The 17,980-nt window shown below is 53.1% G+C and carries 16 protein-coding genes; 6 read left to right on the top strand and 10 right to left on the bottom strand.

The annotated features are described in order from the left end of the window. The first annotated feature begins 174 nt into the window (after positions 1-174). Both DYY88_RS20910 and DYY88_RS20905 read left to right on the top strand, forming a co-directional pair. Entirely contained in the window at positions 175-1,461 is a 1,287-nt protein-coding gene (locus DYY88_RS20910) for a polysaccharide biosynthesis/export family protein (RefSeq protein WP_242517651.1), read from the top strand. 87 nt (positions 1,462-1,548) lie between these two features. Further along, on the top strand, positions 1,549-3,789 hold the full coding sequence (locus DYY88_RS20905) for a GumC family protein (protein WP_039726234.1): 2,241 nt from the start codon (positions 1,549-1,551) through the stop codon (positions 3,787-3,789). 162 nt (positions 3,790-3,951) lie between these two features. Here DYY88_RS20905 and DYY88_RS20900 read toward each other — a convergent pair whose 3' ends face one another. From DYY88_RS20900 to DYY88_RS20890, 3 genes are all read right to left on the bottom strand, one after another. Beyond that, positions 3,952-4,560 carry a cytochrome c oxidase subunit 3 gene (locus tag DYY88_RS20900; protein ID WP_044151121.1) on the bottom strand — a complete coding sequence of 203 codons (609 nt, stop codon included), beginning with the start codon at positions 4,558-4,560 and terminating at the stop codon, positions 3,952-3,954. Positions 4,561-4,675: 115 nt separating this feature from the next. Next, positions 4,676-6,319 carry a cytochrome c oxidase subunit I gene (gene ctaD / locus DYY88_RS20895; RefSeq protein ID WP_039726233.1) on the bottom strand — a complete coding sequence of 548 codons (1,644 nt, stop codon included), beginning with the start codon at positions 6,317-6,319 and terminating at the stop codon, positions 4,676-4,678. A 68-nt stretch (positions 6,320-6,387) separates the two neighbouring features. Continuing rightward, positions 6,388-7,368, bottom strand: coding sequence for a cytochrome c oxidase subunit II (locus DYY88_RS20890; protein WP_039726232.1), 981 nt, complete (start codon positions 7,366-7,368; stop codon positions 6,388-6,390). A gap of 372 nt (positions 7,369-7,740) precedes the next feature. Between DYY88_RS20890 and DYY88_RS20885 the strand changes: the two genes are divergently transcribed. Beyond that, positions 7,741-8,499 carry an SDR family NAD(P)-dependent oxidoreductase gene (locus tag DYY88_RS20885; RefSeq protein WP_236146333.1) on the top strand — a complete coding sequence of 253 codons (759 nt, stop codon included), beginning with the start codon at positions 7,741-7,743 and terminating at the stop codon, positions 8,497-8,499. A 335-nt stretch (positions 8,500-8,834) separates the two neighbouring features. Here DYY88_RS20885 and DYY88_RS20880 read toward each other — a convergent pair whose 3' ends face one another. The 4 genes from DYY88_RS20880 to DYY88_RS24340 form a co-directional block, all read right to left on the bottom strand. Further along, on the bottom strand, positions 8,835-9,203 hold the full coding sequence (locus DYY88_RS20880) for a hypothetical protein (RefSeq protein ID WP_039726230.1): 369 nt from the start codon (positions 9,201-9,203) through the stop codon (positions 8,835-8,837). A 301-nt stretch (positions 9,204-9,504) separates the two neighbouring features. Then, positions 9,505-10,260 carry a 16S rRNA (guanine(527)-N(7))-methyltransferase RsmG gene (rsmG, locus tag DYY88_RS20875; protein ID WP_039729649.1) on the bottom strand — a complete coding sequence of 252 codons (756 nt, stop codon included), beginning with the start codon at positions 10,258-10,260 and terminating at the stop codon, positions 9,505-9,507. A gap of 168 nt (positions 10,261-10,428) precedes the next feature. Beyond that, positions 10,429-11,085, bottom strand: a complete 657-nt coding sequence (locus DYY88_RS20870) for an ABC transporter ATP-binding protein (protein ID WP_039726228.1) — start codon at positions 11,083-11,085, stop codon at positions 10,429-10,431. Between the two features lie 172 nt (positions 11,086-11,257). Further along, positions 11,258-11,428, bottom strand: a complete 171-nt coding sequence (locus tag DYY88_RS24340; RefSeq protein WP_160299528.1) for a hypothetical protein — start codon at positions 11,426-11,428, stop codon at positions 11,258-11,260. 41 nt (positions 11,429-11,469) lie between these two features. Here DYY88_RS24340 and DYY88_RS20865 point away from each other — a divergent pair, with 41 nt between their 5' ends. Continuing rightward, the gene (locus DYY88_RS20865) at positions 11,470-12,420 is read left to right on the top strand and encodes a Sll0314/Alr1548 family TPR repeat-containing protein (protein WP_072041311.1); all 951 of its coding nucleotides are present in this window, start codon (positions 11,470-11,472) and stop codon (positions 12,418-12,420) included. A gap of 127 nt (positions 12,421-12,547) precedes the next feature. Here the strand turns inward: DYY88_RS20865 and DYY88_RS20860 are convergent, their stop codons facing one another. The 3 genes from DYY88_RS20860 to DYY88_RS20850 form a co-directional block, all read right to left on the bottom strand. Beyond that, the gene (locus DYY88_RS20860; protein ID WP_130199547.1) at positions 12,548-13,111 is read right to left on the bottom strand and encodes a pilus assembly FimT family protein; all 564 of its coding nucleotides are present in this window, start codon (positions 13,109-13,111) and stop codon (positions 12,548-12,550) included. Between the two features lie 87 nt (positions 13,112-13,198). Next, entirely contained in the window at positions 13,199-14,602 is a 1,404-nt protein-coding gene (locus DYY88_RS20855) for an AtzE family amidohydrolase (RefSeq protein WP_039726227.1), read from the bottom strand. 58 nt (positions 14,603-14,660) lie between these two features. Then, positions 14,661-14,873, bottom strand: coding sequence for a DUF4089 domain-containing protein (locus DYY88_RS20850; RefSeq protein WP_236146332.1), 213 nt, complete (start codon positions 14,871-14,873; stop codon positions 14,661-14,663). 726 nt (positions 14,874-15,599) lie between these two features. Between DYY88_RS20850 and DYY88_RS20845 the strand changes: the two genes are divergently transcribed. Further along, a complete protein-coding gene (locus DYY88_RS20845) occupies positions 15,600-16,835 on the top strand; it encodes a quaternary amine ABC transporter ATP-binding protein (RefSeq protein WP_039726223.1) in 1,236 nt (411 codons plus the stop codon). 112 nt (positions 16,836-16,947) lie between these two features. Continuing rightward, the gene (locus DYY88_RS20840) at positions 16,948-17,910 is read left to right on the top strand and encodes an ABC transporter permease (RefSeq protein WP_039729643.1); all 963 of its coding nucleotides are present in this window, start codon (positions 16,948-16,950) and stop codon (positions 17,908-17,910) included. Positions 17,911-17,980: the final 70 nt, after the last annotated feature.

Below are 17,980 nucleotides of genomic sequence, written 5' to 3'. Positions count from 1 at the left end.
GTTCTGAAAAAGGTAAATGAAGACAATGCTCTGCAACGCGCAAAAACGTTTAGCATTTTTAGAACCTATTGGAAAAAGTTATTGACCAGGTCGAATGTAATGGGTATGGCTGCAAACCATTGTGACCAACAGAATGCGAGGCTAGCCTCCTGCCGTTGGCTAACCGCTGGCACCTTGTCGACCCTGCTCATTTGGGGCGGCGGCATGGAGGCGATCGCGGCCAATGGTCGTGATCAGGCTAACCATGCCACCACGACAGCTGACTGGCAACTTGCCAATACAGATTATGGGCAAACGCATCGGGCCACCACAGAGCGATCGCTGTCACCCACGGCGACCGAGGCGACCTCCCCCACCACTGGTCAAGTGCCCTCTTCCGCGACCGACAGTGCCGCACCAACGCTTGAAATCACCCCTGACCCCAATTTCACGGCACCCCTACCAGCCCGACAGCCGTTACCAGAGCCGGGAGTCGACCCGGTCGTCGATAGCCTGCTCGGTCGTCCCCAAGAGCCTGATTTTGATACGTATCGGCTCGGGCCAGGAGATGCGTTCTTTGTTAATGTGCGTCAGTTTCCTGACTTGAGCTTTCAAGCAACCCTTGATATTCAAGGCAATGTCATTGTCCCGCTACAGGGGGTTGTCTCCTTTAACGGTCTCACCCTCGACCAATCAGCCGCCCTGATCACGGATATTTTTAACCAGTATGTTATAAACCCTGACGTCAGTTTGACGCTCGTGGCTCAGCGCGGCGTCGAAGTCACCATCTTGGGAGAAGTGGTGCGTCCCGGCTACTATCCGCTAGGTGCTCCCCAAATTGCATCGGCGTTGCTCACGGCTGGGGGCACGACCAACACGGCTGATTTACGGTCCGTCATCGTTCAACGGCGACTCCCCGATGGTCAACTTTTAGAGCGCAATCTCGATCTCTTTACCCCCCTAAAGGACGGCGACGCCTTACCGAACATTGCCCTGCAAGATGGTGATGTCATCTTCGTCGAACGCTTAGATCCAGCCGCTTTAGATGAGTACGACCAGGCCTTAGTGGCTCGTTCAACTCTGGCCACTCCAACCATTACTGTCCGTCTCTTGAATTACGGGCCAAATGGCGGCATTCTGTCTGCCGTTGACTTGCCTAATGGCAGTCGGTTTGCGGACGCATTGGTCCGCACCGGCGTCAACGCCGATGCCTCTAACCTGGGTGAAATTGCCTTAGTCCGGTTTGATGAAACTGCGGGCCGGGCCGTTACGACATTGATCGATGGCCATGATGCGTTCCGAGGCATCCCAGCGGAAAATCCGCCCTTGCAGCAAAATGACGTGATCATTGTCAACCGGTCCTTACTCGCGAGAGTATCGTATGCTCTAAATACCTTTACGCAACCCTTCCGAGACGTCCTTGGGTTTCTACTCTTCTTTGATTCTTTATCAGATTCGGCAACTAATCTTTTCCAACCTTAGATATTTATGCCAAAGCGAGGACTGCTTTAACCACCTCATTAACGCCTGATAATTGCTTTCTTGATTCTTTATTGATTGCCTGCTGCCATGGTCATGCCCCTGCTCAAAAAATATGGCTTAGCCCTCAAGCGCTATAAATGGGTGCCGATCACCACATTTCTGGGCGGCTTGGGGTTATCCACCATCTTGGCCCTACAGCCCCCTCCAGAAGAGGAATTCCGCACAACTGGGGTTTTAGTCCAAAACACGCCGGTTGTGTCTTTTACAGCGACTGGGGTTGAGCTGCAGCAGCAGGGTCAAGGCATCATTACAGAAGACTTCTTATTGGCTGATATCTTACTGACACGGGTGGCCGAACAGCTCAATAACGGTGGTTTAGAAATCACGCCTCGACAGATCCGCAGCCGTACAAACATCAAAATTAATACAGGCGGCGGAGACGAAGGGGGCGGCAACATCCTTCAAAGCGTTAATGTCACTTACCAATCCAAAAACCCAGAAGAGGCCGAAGCTGTCCTTTCAGTGCTATTTCAAGGCATGGTTGAGCTGAGCCGGGTTACGAACCGAGCCCGCCTCGGCACCATTGTTTCCGCCTTAGATGAACGGTTGCCGGCGATCGAGGCAGATTTGCGAGAAGCAGAACAAACTTTGGAAGCGTACGATCGCATTGAGGGGCCAGCGATTCAGGCAGCACTAGATGGCAGCTTGCTAGGAGAAATTTCATCCAGCCAAAATCAGCGGCGGCAGAACCTTATCACGCTTGCTACGATTGACGCGCAGATGCAAAGTTTACAAAACCAGCTAGGGCTCTCCCCTGAAGCCGCCTATGCTTCATCAGCTCTGAGTGCCGATCCAATTATCCAAAACTTGCGTGCTCAGATTTACCAAGCTGAATCGCAGCTAGCCACTCTCTCGCAAACCTTGAGAGAAGCACATCCTACTGTCGTCGAGTTACGTACAAGCCTCAACACATTCAACCGGCTTTTAGAGGAGCGAGCCACCGAAGTTCTGAGTGGTGGTGGACGAACACCTGCAGTGCCTGGCGCAGACGTCATTCGCCGCAATAGTAACCTTGACCCAGCAAGAGCTGAACTGGCTAATCAGCTGGTAGGGCTACAAACTCAACGGGATGCATTAATTACCCAACAGCAAATACTGGCTCAATCAGAGCAACAGTTACGCGAAGCCTATACTCGCTTACCCAACAAGCAGTTGGAACGCGATCGCCTGGCTCAGCAAGTTGCGCTGAAAAGAGCCCTTTACGACCAAGTCCAAGCTAAACGCATTGACGCTCAAGCTGCGGAGGCTGAAACGGTCAGCAGCCTGTCAGTCGCCAGTCCACCCTCAACAGAAGTCATTCCTGTAGAGGCGATGTCTCCGATTCTAGTGTTGATTTTAGGGGGCGCGGTAGGCCTCGGCTTGGGCGGTGGCTTAGTCTTCCTGCTGGATATGCTCGATCCCAAAATCCGCATTTTCGAAGACCTCGACAAACTCTTCAAAGATCAAGAAATTCCCTTATTGGGGGTGGTGCCTGAGTTAAAACCCGAACTGGGTGAGTCGCTCCTGATCACCGATATGAATCATCCGTGCTCTGAAATCTATGAGCGTCTGCGCAGTAATCTCCAACTGTCGGGTGCTGAGATTAATGACGGTCGCATTCCCAAAACAGTCCTAGTCACCAGTCCCATTTTCCACGAAGGGAAAACCACAACCGCTTTTAACTTGGGGATTGCTGCAGCTCGCACCGGTCGGCGCACTTTAATTATTGAGATGGATCTGAGAAATCCGCCGCAGTGTATGCGGTTGGGGATTCAGCCAGACGAGCAGGCTTTGACCGAGCCGCTGCAATATTACAGTGGCCGCTTTTCTGATCCGATTCGGATGGTGCCACAGGTGGCAAATCTATCCATTGCTCCAGGGGTAGGGCCGCAGCGTAGCCCTGCCGCAATTCTTGACTCTGGTGAGATGCGACGTTTTTTACAAGATGCGCAAGCTCGTTTCGATTTTGTCATTTTGGATGCGCCCCATTTCACCAGCAGCAATGATGTGGTGCTCCTGGAACCGAAAACCGACGGACTGATTTTGGTCACCCGCCCAGGAGTGACCAAGAAACCCATCATCAAAGAACTGTTAGAGCAACTAGAAGAAAAAGAAGATATCCGAGTCTTGGGCGGCGTGATTAATGCGGCTGATATTCCCCTGAAAGCGGCACAAATGCGCCACGATACCCTCGTTACTGAGGATGAAGACGATATTGATCTGAATGGTTCTGCCTCGCCTAAAGCGGAATCTACCCCTCCCCGCCGTCGTACCCCGATCGAATTCTAGGTTGCAAGCAGTCACTAGGGAGCAGTTTCCCATCTGCTCAACTGATGCAGTAGGGTCAAGATCTTTGAGGGAATGATTCCCGCTGTGGGATGCTGATATTTAAATAAAAAAACCAGGAGCTTTAAGCCCCCGGTTAATGGAAATGCTGATCTGTTTTGGACGCTAAATGAGCGTCAGCAAGTAAATCAGAGAAAACAGAATAATCCACACGACGTCAACGAAGTGCCAGTAAATTTCGGCCATTTCGACGCCAGTGTGATGCTCAGTGCCGTAATGACCATCGCGGCGCGATCGCCACAACACACCCAAAATCAGCAGCAGTCCGATAAACACGTGCAGCCCGTGAAAACCCGTCAGCAAATAAAAGCAGTTGCTGAACAGATTTGTCGTGAGGCCATAGCCAAGCGTTAAGTACTCATAGATTTGGCCCGCCAGGAAAATCGCTCCCATAGCGGCGGTGATGATGTACCACTTACGCAGCCCTTTGACATCGCCTTGTTTGACTGCAGTATCACCAAAGTGGATCACAAAGCTGCTGGAAACCAGGATGATCGTGTTGATAGCAGGCAGCAACAGTTCCACTTCGGTTTCTTCGGGGGGCCAAGCAGCGGCCTCGGCGCGAAATACGAGGAACAGGGCAAAGAAGCCTGCAAACATCAAAAATTCGGAACAGAGAAAGGTGATCAGCCCCAACACCCGAAAGTCGTGATGTTCTGAAGGCTGGAATTCCACCGTGGTGGTGTCGGGATGGGAGTCAATTGCGCCTTGCATAGTTCAAAAACCGATAGGGAATTGCAGAAAATAAGGGGGGCGATCGCCGCCCAAACGATTGAGCAAAAGGGGGAAAGCTGAGTGGGGCAATTGCCCCATTCAGCTTTCATCCCAGTCATGAAGAGGAGACTTCCGTCGGCTCCGGCGTGTGGCCGTAATCATACGGCCCTTCCGTCACCACTGGCAGCACATTCCAGTTCTCAATGATCGGGGGCGACGCTGTCGTCCATTCCAGGGTCTTCGCATTCCAAGGATTGCCAGATGCCTTGGGGCCGTTGCGCCAGCTCCAAATCGCGTTGATGATAAACGGCAACACTGAAATGCCTAGCAAAAACGCACCGACCGTACAGATGATGTTGATGTATTGGAACTGCGGATCATACATCGCGACACGGCGCGGCATCCCTTTTAGCCCTAGCTCATGCATGGGCAAAAATGTCAGGTTGGTGCCGATGAACGTCAGCACAAAGTGCAGTTTGCCCAAGGGCTCGTTCATCATGCGGCCGGTCATCTTGGGGAACCAGTGATAAAGTCCGGCATAGAGGCCAAACACTGAGCCACCAAACAGCACGTAGTGGAAGTGAGCAACGACATAGTAAGTGTCGTGAACATGAATGTCGACAGGAGCAGTTCCCAAGGTGACGCCACTGAGGCCACCCAACACAAACATGGCCAGCAACCCGATCGCAAACAGCATGGCACTATTCAACCGCAGCTTGCCGCCCCACAGCGTTGCCACCCAACTAAAGATTTTCACCCCAGTGGGAACGGCCACAATCAGCGTGGACACGGTGAAGAACATCCGCATCCACGGAGGGGTGCCGCTGGTGAACATGTGGTGGACCCATACGAACAGACCCACCAAACAAATAGCTAGGGATGAGTAGGCGATCGCTTTGTAGCCAAAAATTGGCTTCCGCGCATGAACGGGGATCACCTCAGACATGATGCCGAAAATCGGCAAAATCATGAGGTACACCGCCGGGTGGGAGTAAAACCAGAACAAATGCTGATACATCACCACATCGCCCCCCTTGGCCGGATCAAAAAAGGACGTGCCAAAGTTGATGTCAAACAAGAGCAAGGTCAATCCAGCGGCCAGCACTGGTGTGGAAAATAGCGCCAGGATCGAAGTCGCCATCATGGCCCAGCAAAAGAGTGGCATCTGATCCCACTTGAGGCTGGGGACGCGCATTTTCCAGATGGTGACGATGAAGTTGACCGCCCCCATGATGGACGAGGTACCCACCAGCGTGATCGCCAAAATCCACATCGACTGGGCCGTATTCGCGGTAATGCGGCTCAGCGGCGGATACGACGTCCACCCGGCTTGCGCACCACCAAAAAAGAGGCTGGCAATAATCATCAAGCCCGCTGGCACCGTAATCCAAAAGGCGAGGGCGTTGAGCTTCGGAAAAGCCATATCCCGCGCGCCAATCATCAGCGGCACGAGGTAGTTGCCAAAGCCGCCGATCGCCGCTGGCACAATCCAGAAAAAGATCATGATGGTGCCATGGTTGGTCAACATGGCGTTGTAAAAATTGGGATCGACCAAATCGGCACTCGGGGTTGCCAGCTCAGACCGCATCACCAATGCCATCACGCCGCCGACCAAATAAAAGAAAAAGGCCGTGACCAGGTACTGGATACCGATGACTTTGTGGTCGATATTGAAGGTGAAGTAGTGATACCACTTCCATTTATCGGGATGGGGAAACGATTGCCCCATCATGTCGCTGGTGATATTCGCTTGTGCCATAGAGAAATTTAAGAGAGCAGAGAGATGAAAAAACTTGAGAGAGCCAATAAAGCTGGGAGCAGGAAATCTTAATGCGCCAAATGCGCCAGTAGTTGATGATCGATCTCCATTTCGGCACCGTAGGGCGCGAGATATTCGGTATCGGTCATGTCAGTAGGATTCATCGCGATCGCTTCAGGGGTCGTCGGCTCCGCTTGGGCAATGCGCGATTGCAGCCAGCTTTGATAATCCGAGGGGGAATGCACAATGACTTGAGTGCGCATGGCCCCGTGGTAGCCGCCACAGAGTTCGGCACAGACGACGGGATAAGTGCCCACCTTAGTGGCGACAAACCGCAACTCGGTATCCTTGCCCGGAATCGCATCCTGCTTCAGGCGAAACTGCGGGACCCAAAACGAGTGGATCACGTCTTGCGCTGAAATGTTGAGCTGAACATCGGCATTCACCGGCACATGCAACTCACCATCGACAATGCCACTTTCGGGATACGTAAAGATCCAGGCGTATTGCATCCCAGAAACATTCACTTCGACATCTGCTGCCATGCCTTCTTTTTCAAGGGGCGCACCAAAGCCATACACGGACTTCGCCAGTAGCTCGGGCTCTGCGCCTTCGGGCACCAAGCCTGACAACGAGGCGTCGGGTGACTGAGCAATCATCGTGCCGTGGTCGGGCATGCGATCGCCGGGCGTAAAGCCACCCATATCCTGAAAGATCTGCACGCTGTAGATCCCCAGGCCAATCACGATAATGGCAGGAATCGCCGTCCAGAAAGCTTCGAGCGGCAAGTTGCCTTCAATTGGCAGGCCATCAGTGTCATCTCCCTGGCGACGACGAAAGGCAATCACGCTATACAAGATCGCGCCTTCTACCACCAAAAAGAGAGCGGTGCCGATCACCATCATGACGTCGAAAAAGTTGTCGACTAGCACTGACTGGGCCGAAGCTTGCTCTGGCAATAAACCATGGTTAAAGCCCACCCAGAGGCTGACCAGGGTCACCACGACCCCGACTGTCAGCGTTAATAAAGGAGCGGGAATTTGTTTCATAGCGATCGCTCCCAATGGGAGGTGTGTTCATAAATGCTGATCATTGCGGTATCGCAATAACCACTGGCAATCATCGTAAGCAGCAGGATCTGATCCCGGGGGTAAACTTTGGATTTGCTTTACCTAAGAGAAAACAAGGACAAAAAAGCGTTACACAACGCAACAAATTAGCACCAGGGGGCGATTCCCTGACTAGCCGAGATCGCCTTGTGTGACTCACATCGACAAGAGATATCGTCCCTGACATACAGGGATGACCTCAGGCATGACATGCCAGCGTTATCAGCCGACTGGCCATGACCGATGTGGCGCGGATGCTCTCAGTTCGCCACCATAGTGTTAAGGAAAAGTTACAAACATAAGGTGAACGCATTGGCACAAACTTGGCAACAGGGAAATGCGCTGGTCGTGGGCGCAAGTCAGGGAATCGGGTTGGGGTTCGTCCGTCATTTGCTCGCCGACGATCGCTTTCACCGCGTATTTGCCACCTATCGTCAGCCTGAGACAGCGACTGATTTACTAGCGCTACAAAACCATCCCAAGCTCCACTGTCTGACATTAGAGGCAACTGAAGAAGGCGAAGTCGCCCAACTTGCCGCCAAGATTCAAGCTCAAGCGGCAGGCTTAGATTTAGTCGTCAATTGTGTCGGGGTCTTACATCAGGGCAGCTTGCAGCCAGAAAAGAGTCTACGACAAATTGATGTCGACCAGCTGATGCAATATTTTCAAATCAATAGTGTGCCGGGCATTCTGCTGGCAAAGCACTTGCAATCGCTGCTCCGCCAAGAGGGCCGCACTGTGTTCGCTAATCTCTCCGCCAAAATCGGCAGCATTGAAGATAACCGTCTGGGGGGGTGGTATGGCTATCGGGCCTCCAAAGCGGCGCTAAACATGTTGTTGAAGACAGCGGCGATCGAATATGGTCGCAAAAATCCCCACACGGTCATTTTGGCATTGCACCCCGGCACGACCGACACGCGCTTATCAGAGCCATTTCAGCGCAACGTGCCACCGGGCAAACTCTTCTCGATCGATCGCACCGTCACCCAACTCTTGACCATCATCGACAACGCCACCGAAGCCGACAACGGCGCCTTCTTTTCGTGGGATGGCAGTCGTTTGCCCTGGTAGAGATCAGGCCGGCGATCGACAATCAACTCCGATGCTAGTGGCGAGGACTTGGGTGGATGAATGAGGGTTTGGCAGGTCCCTTGGATGCCGCTACAGACGAGATAAATGTCATCAAAACACGGCAATATCACGTTATTACGCCCAGGCAAATGGGCAGCCTGGGATCAAGTATGCATTGAGAATCTTGTAGGACGGTCAGCCCAGCAACGGCGTCCAACGTCTAGTCAGCGGTCAGACTTCCTGTCGTTTCTCTTAGCAAACAGACAGCACACGCAAAAGCCCCGCCGTCGTTGACGGCAGGGCTTTTTCATATTGAGTCTGGGTAGAGGCTGGGACTAACGGCTGGCAAACAGGTGAGCGCTAGTAAGCCGACTCCGCGTTAACCGAGAGCTGAGTAAATCGCTACGCTGCAAGCGCTGGGCAGTTTCGGCGTCAAATTCCAAATAGGTGCCAGCCAAACTGGCCGACCCATCAGGATGGTTTTCACCAACCATGGGAGAGACCAAGTTGGGCGCGATCGCATCCACGGTCATATCAGCCGCGATCGCTTGCTGTAGAGAGTCAACACCCACCGCAGCGCCAAAGACCACAATGCCTAAAAGCAGCAGCAAGCGCATTGAAAGGCGCTGCCAGAGGCCTTGCCACGGCGTCACTCGATGACCCGAACGCGCAGACGAGGCCCCAACGCCAGTGTGATCAACCATCAACTATCACTCCATAACCGAGCGCTTTGCACCATCGCCAGACCAGACAAACCTCAATGCAAAGCAGCTAACTTCTTAAATGTTCACACAACTACAATATCAGACTCATATTCAATGCAGCTCATAAACGATTGTTAAGTTCAGAAAACCTTGGGAGAGAGTCAAGATTCTCTAATGATTGCTTGAAGCCTGCCCCACATCACTCGCATCGCTAAGCGACAGCTCCCGGCCATCACTCCTTGGGGATGCCTAGCGTCCCCTTTTGCACTGAGACGCAGCGTGTTTTGACCGTGGCAGTGAACTAGCCAACGAGGGGCGTTTTTGCAGGAATGCCCACGGCTCGCGGAAAGTCTTCCGACGTGGGGTGTTGTTTTTGCAGATAAACGCAGTGGCGAATGCCTTGGGTGATCGGGGTTTGCCAGGGTTGGACAGCCACCAACTTGCCACCGAGTTGGCCTGCCACGCTATCTAGCTGCTGTGCTTCGGCCTCGCTCCATTGACCGCGATACAAAATGGCAATGCCGTTGGGCTTTAAGAAGGGGAGAGCGTACTCAGCGCAAGTGGCGGCTGGTCCGACCGCTCGCAGCAATGCCACGTCATAGAGTTCGCGATGACTGGGCTGATGGGCGAGAAATTCAGCGCGATCCGCGATCGCCCGCACCTGCGGCAGCACCATTGCGGTCGCCAGCTCCGCTAAAAACCGCACCTTTTTTTGGGTGGAATCGAGGAGCGTAATTTGCCAGTCGGGAAATGCGATCGCCGCTGGCAACCCCGGAATGCCTGCGCCAGTACCAATGTCAATCACGCGCAGCGAAGACCCAGGTGGGAGCCAAGGCGTTACCCCTGCTGTAGACAACCAAGGGGCTAGGCCACTCAGCGCATCCCAGAGATGCTTTTCCCAAAACTCGGTCGGTTCAGTAATACGCGTCAGATTCATTTGCTGGTTGCCCTGCAAAATGCCCTCAAACAATTGTTGAAAGCTTGCTTGTTGAGCAGGCGTTGGTTCCCAATGCAGCGTGGCTTGCCAGGATGTTGCGAAATCGGGCAAAGAAGACATGGAGCGAATGGCCAAACAACAGTTAGAAACAGCAGTATTACAGCCCAATGAGGGAGCTGTAAACTAACTGACAGCAGGCCGTTACTGCTAGGCGTTCCCCAGGCAAACTTGTGCCGAAACATCACCCTCGCCTCATGGCTGCGGTTTGAGATTAGGCCCGTCCAGGGCTCAAGCGGTCATTTCAGCCGCAGAGGGTAAAGCGTATGGCGTCAATACACCATGATCCAGCTTCCAGGCACAGTCGGCGAGTTCGATCAGCTCTGCCGCGTCATGGGTCACGATTAAGAGACTCCAGTCTTTTTTGAGCTTTTTCAACAGCGTAATCAGTTGGCGACGCATCGACCAATCTAAGCCGGCGGTTGGTTCGTCTAATAACAGTAGATAGGGCTGGCGGATGAGCTGTACCGCTAACGCGAGACGACGCTGCTGACCACCACTGAGCGCATGCGGCTCTGAAGTGAACGACAGATGGCCCAAGCCAACGGATTCGAGGGCGGTGACGATGTGATTTTTAGACAATTCGGGGTGGCCGAGGCGCAACTCTTCCAACACGTTGTGGCCACAAAAATGGCGCTCAGGAAACTGAAAGACAAGTCCAGCTAATTGCTGCAAGGCTTCGGGGGTCAAGACTTGATCCCGCCAGCGCACTTCCCCCGCAGTGGAATAAGCCAAGCCTGCCAAAATTTCGAGCAACGTCGTTTTGCCAGAGCCGCTCGGACCGATGACCAGGCCGAGCTGTTGCGGACCTAGCTGCAAGTTGAGGCTTTGCAGAATCGGTTGCGGGGTCGAGGCGGGGTGATATGACAGATCACAAAGGTTGAGCATGCCATCTCGTCGGCGGGGTGGGCTGTTCCTAAGTTACCCGGATTTGTCTCGCTTGATGGAGCGATCGCCGATATTTCTTGTCGGAGGCGATCGCGATCACCAGCCAGGAACTCTCCATCGCTATCATCGTCAAAGGAAGCATCGTATCCGTCAATACCATATGATCTCAGAGTTAACTGATTTCACCGATATTGATGAGCCGATAAAGCTCAGATACGTGCAAAAAAATCAGGATGCTTGCTGGCATCCCATCACGGCTGAAATCACTGCGCGCCAGCGTCAATGCAGTGGTGGATCGATGATTAGTAAAACGATCTACCGGAATCTTGTCAGTATCTTTCACACAGCGTTCACTCTGAGTATCTCTTGAGCTCCACACGACCTATGGCAAATCTCTCTGTTTTTAGACCACGTTTGGGCCGGGCAACCATTCTGCGGCGACTCTTCGGAGTGGTTTTAGGCGTCGCACTGGCGCTATTACCATTGATGCAACCGGGGTGGGCGGGCGATCCATTTCGGACCCAGTCACCCGCGACCAGCATTAGCGAGACGAGTGAACAGATTTTTTACGCGATGTTCCGCGATGGTGACTACGTGGTGGCCCGCGAGGCACTGGCGAATGCCGACGCCGAAGCTACCAGCGATCCGTTATTTCACGCTTTGGGGGCAGCGTTTGCTTATCTCGATGCCGACTGGGATGGCTTGTACGAAAAAGCCAAGCTGACCGAACAAACGGCCATGCAGCTTTCAAGCACGGATCCCTTGCGCAGTAATTTGTATGAGGCCGTCGGCACCTTCTTAGAAGGAGCACATATTTTGCAAACTGAGGGGATTGCTCAAGGTACCCCCAAGGCGTTGGGCATGTTGCAAACTGTATTCGATCGCATGGATGCGGCTGAAGCGGTGGATGCCACGGATCCAGAACTGAGCCTGATCAAGGGCTATATGGATTTGTTACTGGCGGTGAATTTACCCTTTGCGAACCCCGAGCGGGCGATCGCCCGGTTACAAAATTACGGCTATCCCACCTATGTGTCGTATCGTGGCATTGCTTTGGGATACCGTGACCTCAGCCGCGATGCGGAAGCCCTGGCAGCCATTGACGTAGCCCTCGAAGCAGCCCCTGAGAATCCTGACTTGCTGTACCTCAAAGCGCAAATTTTGCGTCGCTTAGACCGCATTCCCGAAAGTATTGAGTACTTTGATCAGGCACTGGCCTATGCCGATCAGTTACCCGATCCCACATTGCGACAACTGGCCTTTGAGCGGTGCAATGTCACCGGCGTTGACCGCACCACGTGCCGTCAACAGGTCGAGGCCGAATACGGGGTTTAATGACGATCGCGCCTGGCCATTAGCTTAGGAATCAGGATTTTATAAAATCCAAGTTTTGTCGGGCAGGTATCTTGCCAGCTCTTGAACAGCCGCGACGGCTGTTCACACTTAATTTAATTCCAATTCCTTAGTAGCAATAGCGATCGCTATCATTAGGCACAGAATGTTCGTTGCCGTTGCGGGTCGCGCCAATCAAGGTCGAAATGACCACACATTGGTTGCGGGCGGCCCCATTTTTGCTGTCGAGGGTGACGGTACCCAGGCAACACTCGACTTCCCCCTGAAAACCAAAGCGAACATAGCGGATGCCGTTCCGCGAACGTAGCGTCGTATCGGCATTGTCAAGCATGAGCTTGGGGCTCAGAACGTTCCAGCCCAGCGCATTCTGTGAGTCGATGCTGTTGGGATGAATGGCCCACTCCAGCCGATTATCAACTTGGCGCAAACTAAAACGCCATGCTTCACGGTGAGTAATGGCATTGTTCTGGGCTTGCAGAATGGCTTGCCGCAGCTCATCGCGTCCGGCTTTGACTTCTTGGTTGAGTTGATATTGCAGCCAAGAGGGCGTCGCGATCGCCGCTAAGATACCAATCATCACCACCACGACTAACGCCTCTATGAGGGTTAAGCCCGCTGGCGATCGCACCAGCAAGCGCTGCTTTGCCCAGCTTGAGCAACGCTGAATCATCATTTTTTCCTGCACCCTAATGGTTCCTTCAGGATGCCCAGATGGAGTGACTGGCGATCGGCGATCGCTCACCCGTCAGCGGCGCGAATGTTAATCCGCGATCGCCCGGTTCCCATAGGCTGTTGGGGCAACAATGCCTTGAGTTTCAAGCCATTGAGCTACCTGTAAAATTTTGGCCTCTTGGTAGGGGGCCGCAATAATTTGAACGCCCACTGGCAGCGACCCGGCCTGCACCACGGGCACCGATAACACCGGGAGCCCAATAAATGAGAGTGGCTGAGTATACAGTCCCAAATGAGGGCGCACCAGCACCGATTGGCCCTCAATGAGCATCGTCTCCTGATCGAGAAAAGGTGCTACGCAAGGGGTTGTCGGCGCAATCAAAATATCCACTTGCTCAAAGACGGCGCGCACTTGGTCCCGAAACCAGCGGCGCAACCGTTGGGCGTGTAAATACCAACTCTGGGGCATCAGGGCTCCGGCCACAAAGCGATCGCGGGTCGCTGGATCAAAATCCATCAGGCGGGTTTGCAAGCGGGGCAAATGCAGCTGACTGCCCTCACTCGCGGTAATCAAATAGGCCGCAGCGCGAGCGCGAGCCGCCTCCGGTAAGGTCACCTTTTGCGCAATTGCTAATGCAGTCGCCACGCTATCCACCGCCGAGGCAATTTCTGGTTGCATACCTCGTTCAAAGTGGTCGCCTAGCAAGGCAATTTTCAGATCGTCAATGCCCTGGTCTAATTGCGGCAAGGTCGGCGTAGGAGCTCTTTCAGTGCAAACGGGATCACGCGCATCCGGCCCCTGCATAGCATCAAAGCTGAGGGCGATATCGCGCACCGATCGTGCAAACGGACCAATGTGATCCAAGCTGGTTGAAAACAGCGCCGCCCCTGCCCGGGACAACCTGCCGTAGGTGGGCTTCAGACCATACACACCACACAAGCCCGCTGGCACTCGAATGGAACCGTTGGTATCTGACCCCAGCGTGAGGGGCACGAGTTGCGCGGCGACGGCAGCGGCTGAGCCGCCCGACGAACCACCAGCAACCCGCTGGGGCGCATGGGGATTAGGCGTTGCCCCATAGTGATGGTTGACCGTCACAAATCCATAGGCATACTCATCCATATTCAACGCCCCGACGAGAATCGCCCCCGCCTGCTCTAATCGCGCGATCGCAGTGGCATCTTGAATCGCGGGCGGATGGTCACGATTGATTTTGGACCCGGCCAAGGTCACCTCCCCCGCCATGTCAAACAAATTCTTAACGGCGAAAGGAACTCCAGCCAGTGGCCCGAGGGGTTGTCCGGCTTGCCTCGCCTGATCAATGGCCTGGGCACGTTTTAGGGCTCGTTCGGCAACCGTCGAGGTAAAACAATTTAGAGCACGATCGCGTTCACTGATGTCGTGCAAAGTCTCCTCAACCAGCGCTTGGGCCTGCACCTCTCCCTGAGTAATTGCGGCGGCGATCGCCGTTGCATTGCTAAAAGACACCATCGCTCGTTACACCATCCATTAAAAGCAATAAGAAACTGGAGCCCTGCCCCGATTACCGCTAAGGCTCAAATCTCGGAGCCGATTCGAGGGTGTCCGGCAGCTCAAACTCCAGAACTGGTTGAGCGATCGCCACCACACGGACAAAATTTTCCACTACTTGCGGCTCGACTGACTCGGGCAACGACAAGCCTAATAACTTAGCCGCTTGTTCAACATAAGTCTGCACCTCAACCAAGCTCATCTCGCCAGTCATTTCATCGGGGGCAGTCATCCACAATCCTCATCACTACAACACCATCAGATTCATGCCCCAGCCAGTGAAAAGCCGCGTGAACATGACTTAGAAACGCGATCGCCATCCAGAAAATGACGTCAAACACTTGACATACAGACTCAACACCAATAGTCAACCATCCACCCAAGATTTCCTCTATCGAGAAAATAAACTTTATTCAATCGAGAACCCAGATCCCAAATCCAGCCAGACTTAACTATACGTTACATTTTTCGGGACAGAAAAAGATCATTGCCATCACAGCTAAGAGACTATGTAAAGACCCACGTCTCAAGCATATTTTTGGACCCTACAGAACATCAACGAACGGATTTCAAATTAGACCTAAGAAATTTCTCTGCATCACAATTCAGTGGCGATTATTCTTTATAGCGCTACCCTGAGTGAAATGGAATGAATTGTTAAAAAAATCTTTAGTCTTTTTATTCGTGTCATGACATGTTATGAAAATGCATTTTTGCTATATGTTTATTTTTCTGCAAGGCTATTTTGCGGCAAAAGCAAATAGCAGAATCCCTAATTTTCTAAATCACAAAGATGCGTTCAAACAAAGCTTTCACATGTTCTTGGCTTACTTTATGGTCATAATTCGGTACTCTAGAGTAGTCATAAAATCCGAGGACTTGGGGTTCTCAAGAGGAGGTAGGTTTTTCGCTCTGTTTGAGTGAACTAGCCGACTGCTCGACTTCATAGGAGTTAGCAATGTCAAGTTCACAACCCAAAATCAAGATTGAAAATCTTGTCAAAATTTATGGGAAAAATCCTGAGCATGCCCTGAAACTTTTTCGGGAAGGGGGAAATCGGGATGAAATTTTGCAGGCCACCGGCAATGTGCTCGGGGTCGCTGACGTTACCCTCTCTATTGGCGAGGGCGAATTATTCGTCATCATGGGCCTCTCTGGCTCTGGTAAATCGACGCTGGTGCGCTGTCTTAATCGCCTGATTGAGCCCACCAGTGGCCATGTCTACATTGACGAAGAAGACGTGGCAAAGGTGGATGTCAAGCGATTGCGAGAAGTACGCCGCACGAAACTTTCCATGGTCTTCCAGCGCTTTGGACTGTTTCCCCACAAGTCGGTTTTAGAGAACACCGAGTACGGCTTAAAAATGCGCGGCGTCTCCCCTGAAGAGCGACGCCAAAAGGCTCTGGAAACGCTGGAAATTGTGGGTTTACGGAAATGGGCAGACTATGCGCCCAGTTCGCTCAGTGGTGGTATGCAGCAACGGGTCGGATTGGCCCGCGCCCTTGCCACTGATGCCCCCATCTTGCTTATGGATGAAGCCTTTAGTGCGCTCGATCCCCTGATTCGCCGAGGCATGCAAGATGAGCTCATGCGTTTGCAAACGGAATTGCAGCGCACCATTGTGTTCATTAGCCACGACATTCAAGAGGCGCTGAAGATTGGCGATCGCGTCGCCATCATGAAAGACGGCTACTTGGTGCAAGTCGGCACCCCTGAAGAAATCATCACCAACCCCGTTGATGATTACATTGCCGCCTTTACCCAAGATGTCAATCGGGCACAGGTTTTGAAAACGGGATCAATTGTGCGCCAAACCGTGCCCTTTATTCTGGGCCAGGGCTCCGCGCGGGCTGCCTTGCAAGATATGCAAACTCACAATCGTCGCCGAATGCATGTGGTCGATCGCCAAGGTCAGCCTGTCGGTATACTCATGCGCCAAGATCTTGAAAGTGCTGTCAACAGCGGTGTCGAAGATGTGTCATCGGTCATGCGCACGGACTTCCCCACCGTGGAAGCCTCTACCAGCCTGGAAGAAATTTTCCACATAGCTCAATCTGGTGCCCCCATTGCCGTCGTGAACCGCAAAGGCAAGTTTAAGGGCGTGGTCGAGCAATCAGACATTCTCGCGAGCATTGGTCGCCTTAGCCAGGAGCCGGAAGTTGACATGACCCCGATTGATCAAGTCGCTGTTTAGCGCGAGCCTGGACGCCGTTTTGTCGCGTCAGCTCACCGATGGCCTCAGTGGCTCTCTCATCGGACTGGTCAGTCCCGCACTGTCAGAGCCACGCTGTAATTTTCTTAAGCTCATGGACACCGCAATTCAAGACTTTTTTAACTGGTTGTTTCTCAACCAGTCGACTGAAATTATCCCCTTAGGCGATTGGATTTCCAGCATTGTGGATTGGGTCGTCACCAATTTCCGCTGGGTCTTTCAAGCTATTCGAGTGCCCATTAGTCAGGCCCTCAATGGCATTGAAGCCTTCCTGCAAGCCATACCCCCGTTTGTGTTTCTGGGGGCTTTAGGGTTATTTGCTTGGCAGTTTGCCAGTCGCAACTTAGCGATTTTTAGCATCGTCGCAATGACTTTTGTCGGGCTGATTGGGGCTTGGTCAGAAACCATGACGACTCTGTCGTTGGTGATCACCGCTGTGGTGCTCTGCATTTTGGTTGGATTGCCGTTGGGCATTGCTGCTGCGCGCAGCGATCGCGTCGAGGCCACCATCCGTCCCGTGCTCGACGCCATGCAGACGCTCCCCGCTTTTGTATATCTTGTTCCAGTAGTGATGCTGTTTGGCACTGGCAAGGTTCCGGGGGTGATTGTTACCTTTATCTTTGCTGTGCCTCCCTTGATTCGTTTGACGAATATTGGCATCCGCCAAGTCTCTGAAGAGACCATCGAGGCCGCCCAGTCTTTTGGGTCTACCCCTGGGCAAATGCTCTGGGAAGTGCAGATGCCCCTTGCCATGCCGACCATTTTGGCGGGTGTCAACCAATCAATTATGTTGGCGCTGTCGATGGTCGTGATTGCCTCGTTGATTGCGGTCGAGGGGCTCGGCCAAATGGTGAACCGGGGCATTGGCCGCTTAGATGTTGGTCTCGCCGCCGTCGGCGGACTTGGCATCGTGATTATGGCGATCGTGCTCGATCGCTTAACCCAAGCGATTGGCAAACCGCCTAAAGACGGGCTCTCTTGGCAAGACCGCGGCCCAGTTGGCGCAATTCGCACCATGCTGGGCAAGCGCCGTCGGGTACCCACCGCCACGTCTTAAAGTCGGTTTGCCATCGTCTTGCCCACCACCATCAGCATCTGTTTACGGTGGGGGCAAATTTTCATTGTTG

The organism is Leptolyngbya iicbica LK (assembly GCF_004212215.1).
In the GTDB taxonomy this organism is placed as follows: Bacteria; Cyanobacteriota; Cyanobacteriia; order Phormidesmidales; family Phormidesmidaceae; genus Halomicronema; species Halomicronema iicbica.
The sequence above is the reverse complement of the archived record's forward strand: the minus strand, read 5'-3'. Positions and strand labels throughout refer to the sequence as shown.

Bases quoted from the DNA above. Each gene is read 5' to 3' on its own strand.
- DYY88_RS20900 (WP_044151121.1), bottom strand. From the start codon at position 4,560: ATGCAAGGCGCAATTGACTCCCATCCCGACACCACCACGGTGGAATTC.
- DYY88_RS20840 (WP_039729643.1), top strand. From the start codon at position 16,948: ATGGACACCGCAATTCAAGACTTTTTTAACTGGTTGTTTCTCAACCAG.
- DYY88_RS20880 (WP_039726230.1), bottom strand. From the start codon at position 9,203: ATGGTTGATCACACTGGCGTTGGGGCCTCGTCTGCGCGTTCGGGTCAT.
- DYY88_RS20860 (WP_130199547.1), bottom strand. From the start codon at position 13,111: ATGATGATTCAGCGTTGCTCAAGCTGGGCAAAGCAGCGCTTGCTGGTG.
- DYY88_RS20890 (WP_039726232.1), bottom strand. From the start codon at position 7,368: ATGAAACAAATTCCCGCTCCTTTATTAACGCTGACAGTCGGGGTCGTG.
- DYY88_RS20905 (WP_039726234.1), top strand. From the start codon at position 1,549: ATGGTCATGCCCCTGCTCAAAAAATATGGCTTAGCCCTCAAGCGCTAT.
- DYY88_RS20865 (WP_072041311.1), top strand. From the start codon at position 11,470: ATGGCAAATCTCTCTGTTTTTAGACCACGTTTGGGCCGGGCAACCATT.
- rsmG (WP_039729649.1), bottom strand. From the start codon at position 10,260: ATGTCTTCTTTGCCCGATTTCGCAACATCCTGGCAAGCCACGCTGCAT.
- DYY88_RS20850 (WP_236146332.1), bottom strand. From the start codon at position 14,873: ATGACTGCCCCCGATGAAATGACTGGCGAGATGAGCTTGGTTGAGGTG.
- DYY88_RS20870 (WP_039726228.1), bottom strand. From the start codon at position 11,085: ATGCTCAACCTTTGTGATCTGTCATATCACCCCGCCTCGACCCCGCAA.
- ctaD (WP_039726233.1), bottom strand. From the start codon at position 6,319: ATGGCACAAGCGAATATCACCAGCGACATGATGGGGCAATCGTTTCCC.
- DYY88_RS20845 (WP_039726223.1), top strand. From the start codon at position 15,600: ATGTCAAGTTCACAACCCAAAATCAAGATTGAAAATCTTGTCAAAATT.
- DYY88_RS20855 (WP_039726227.1), bottom strand. From the start codon at position 14,602: ATGGTGTCTTTTAGCAATGCAACGGCGATCGCCGCCGCAATTACTCAG.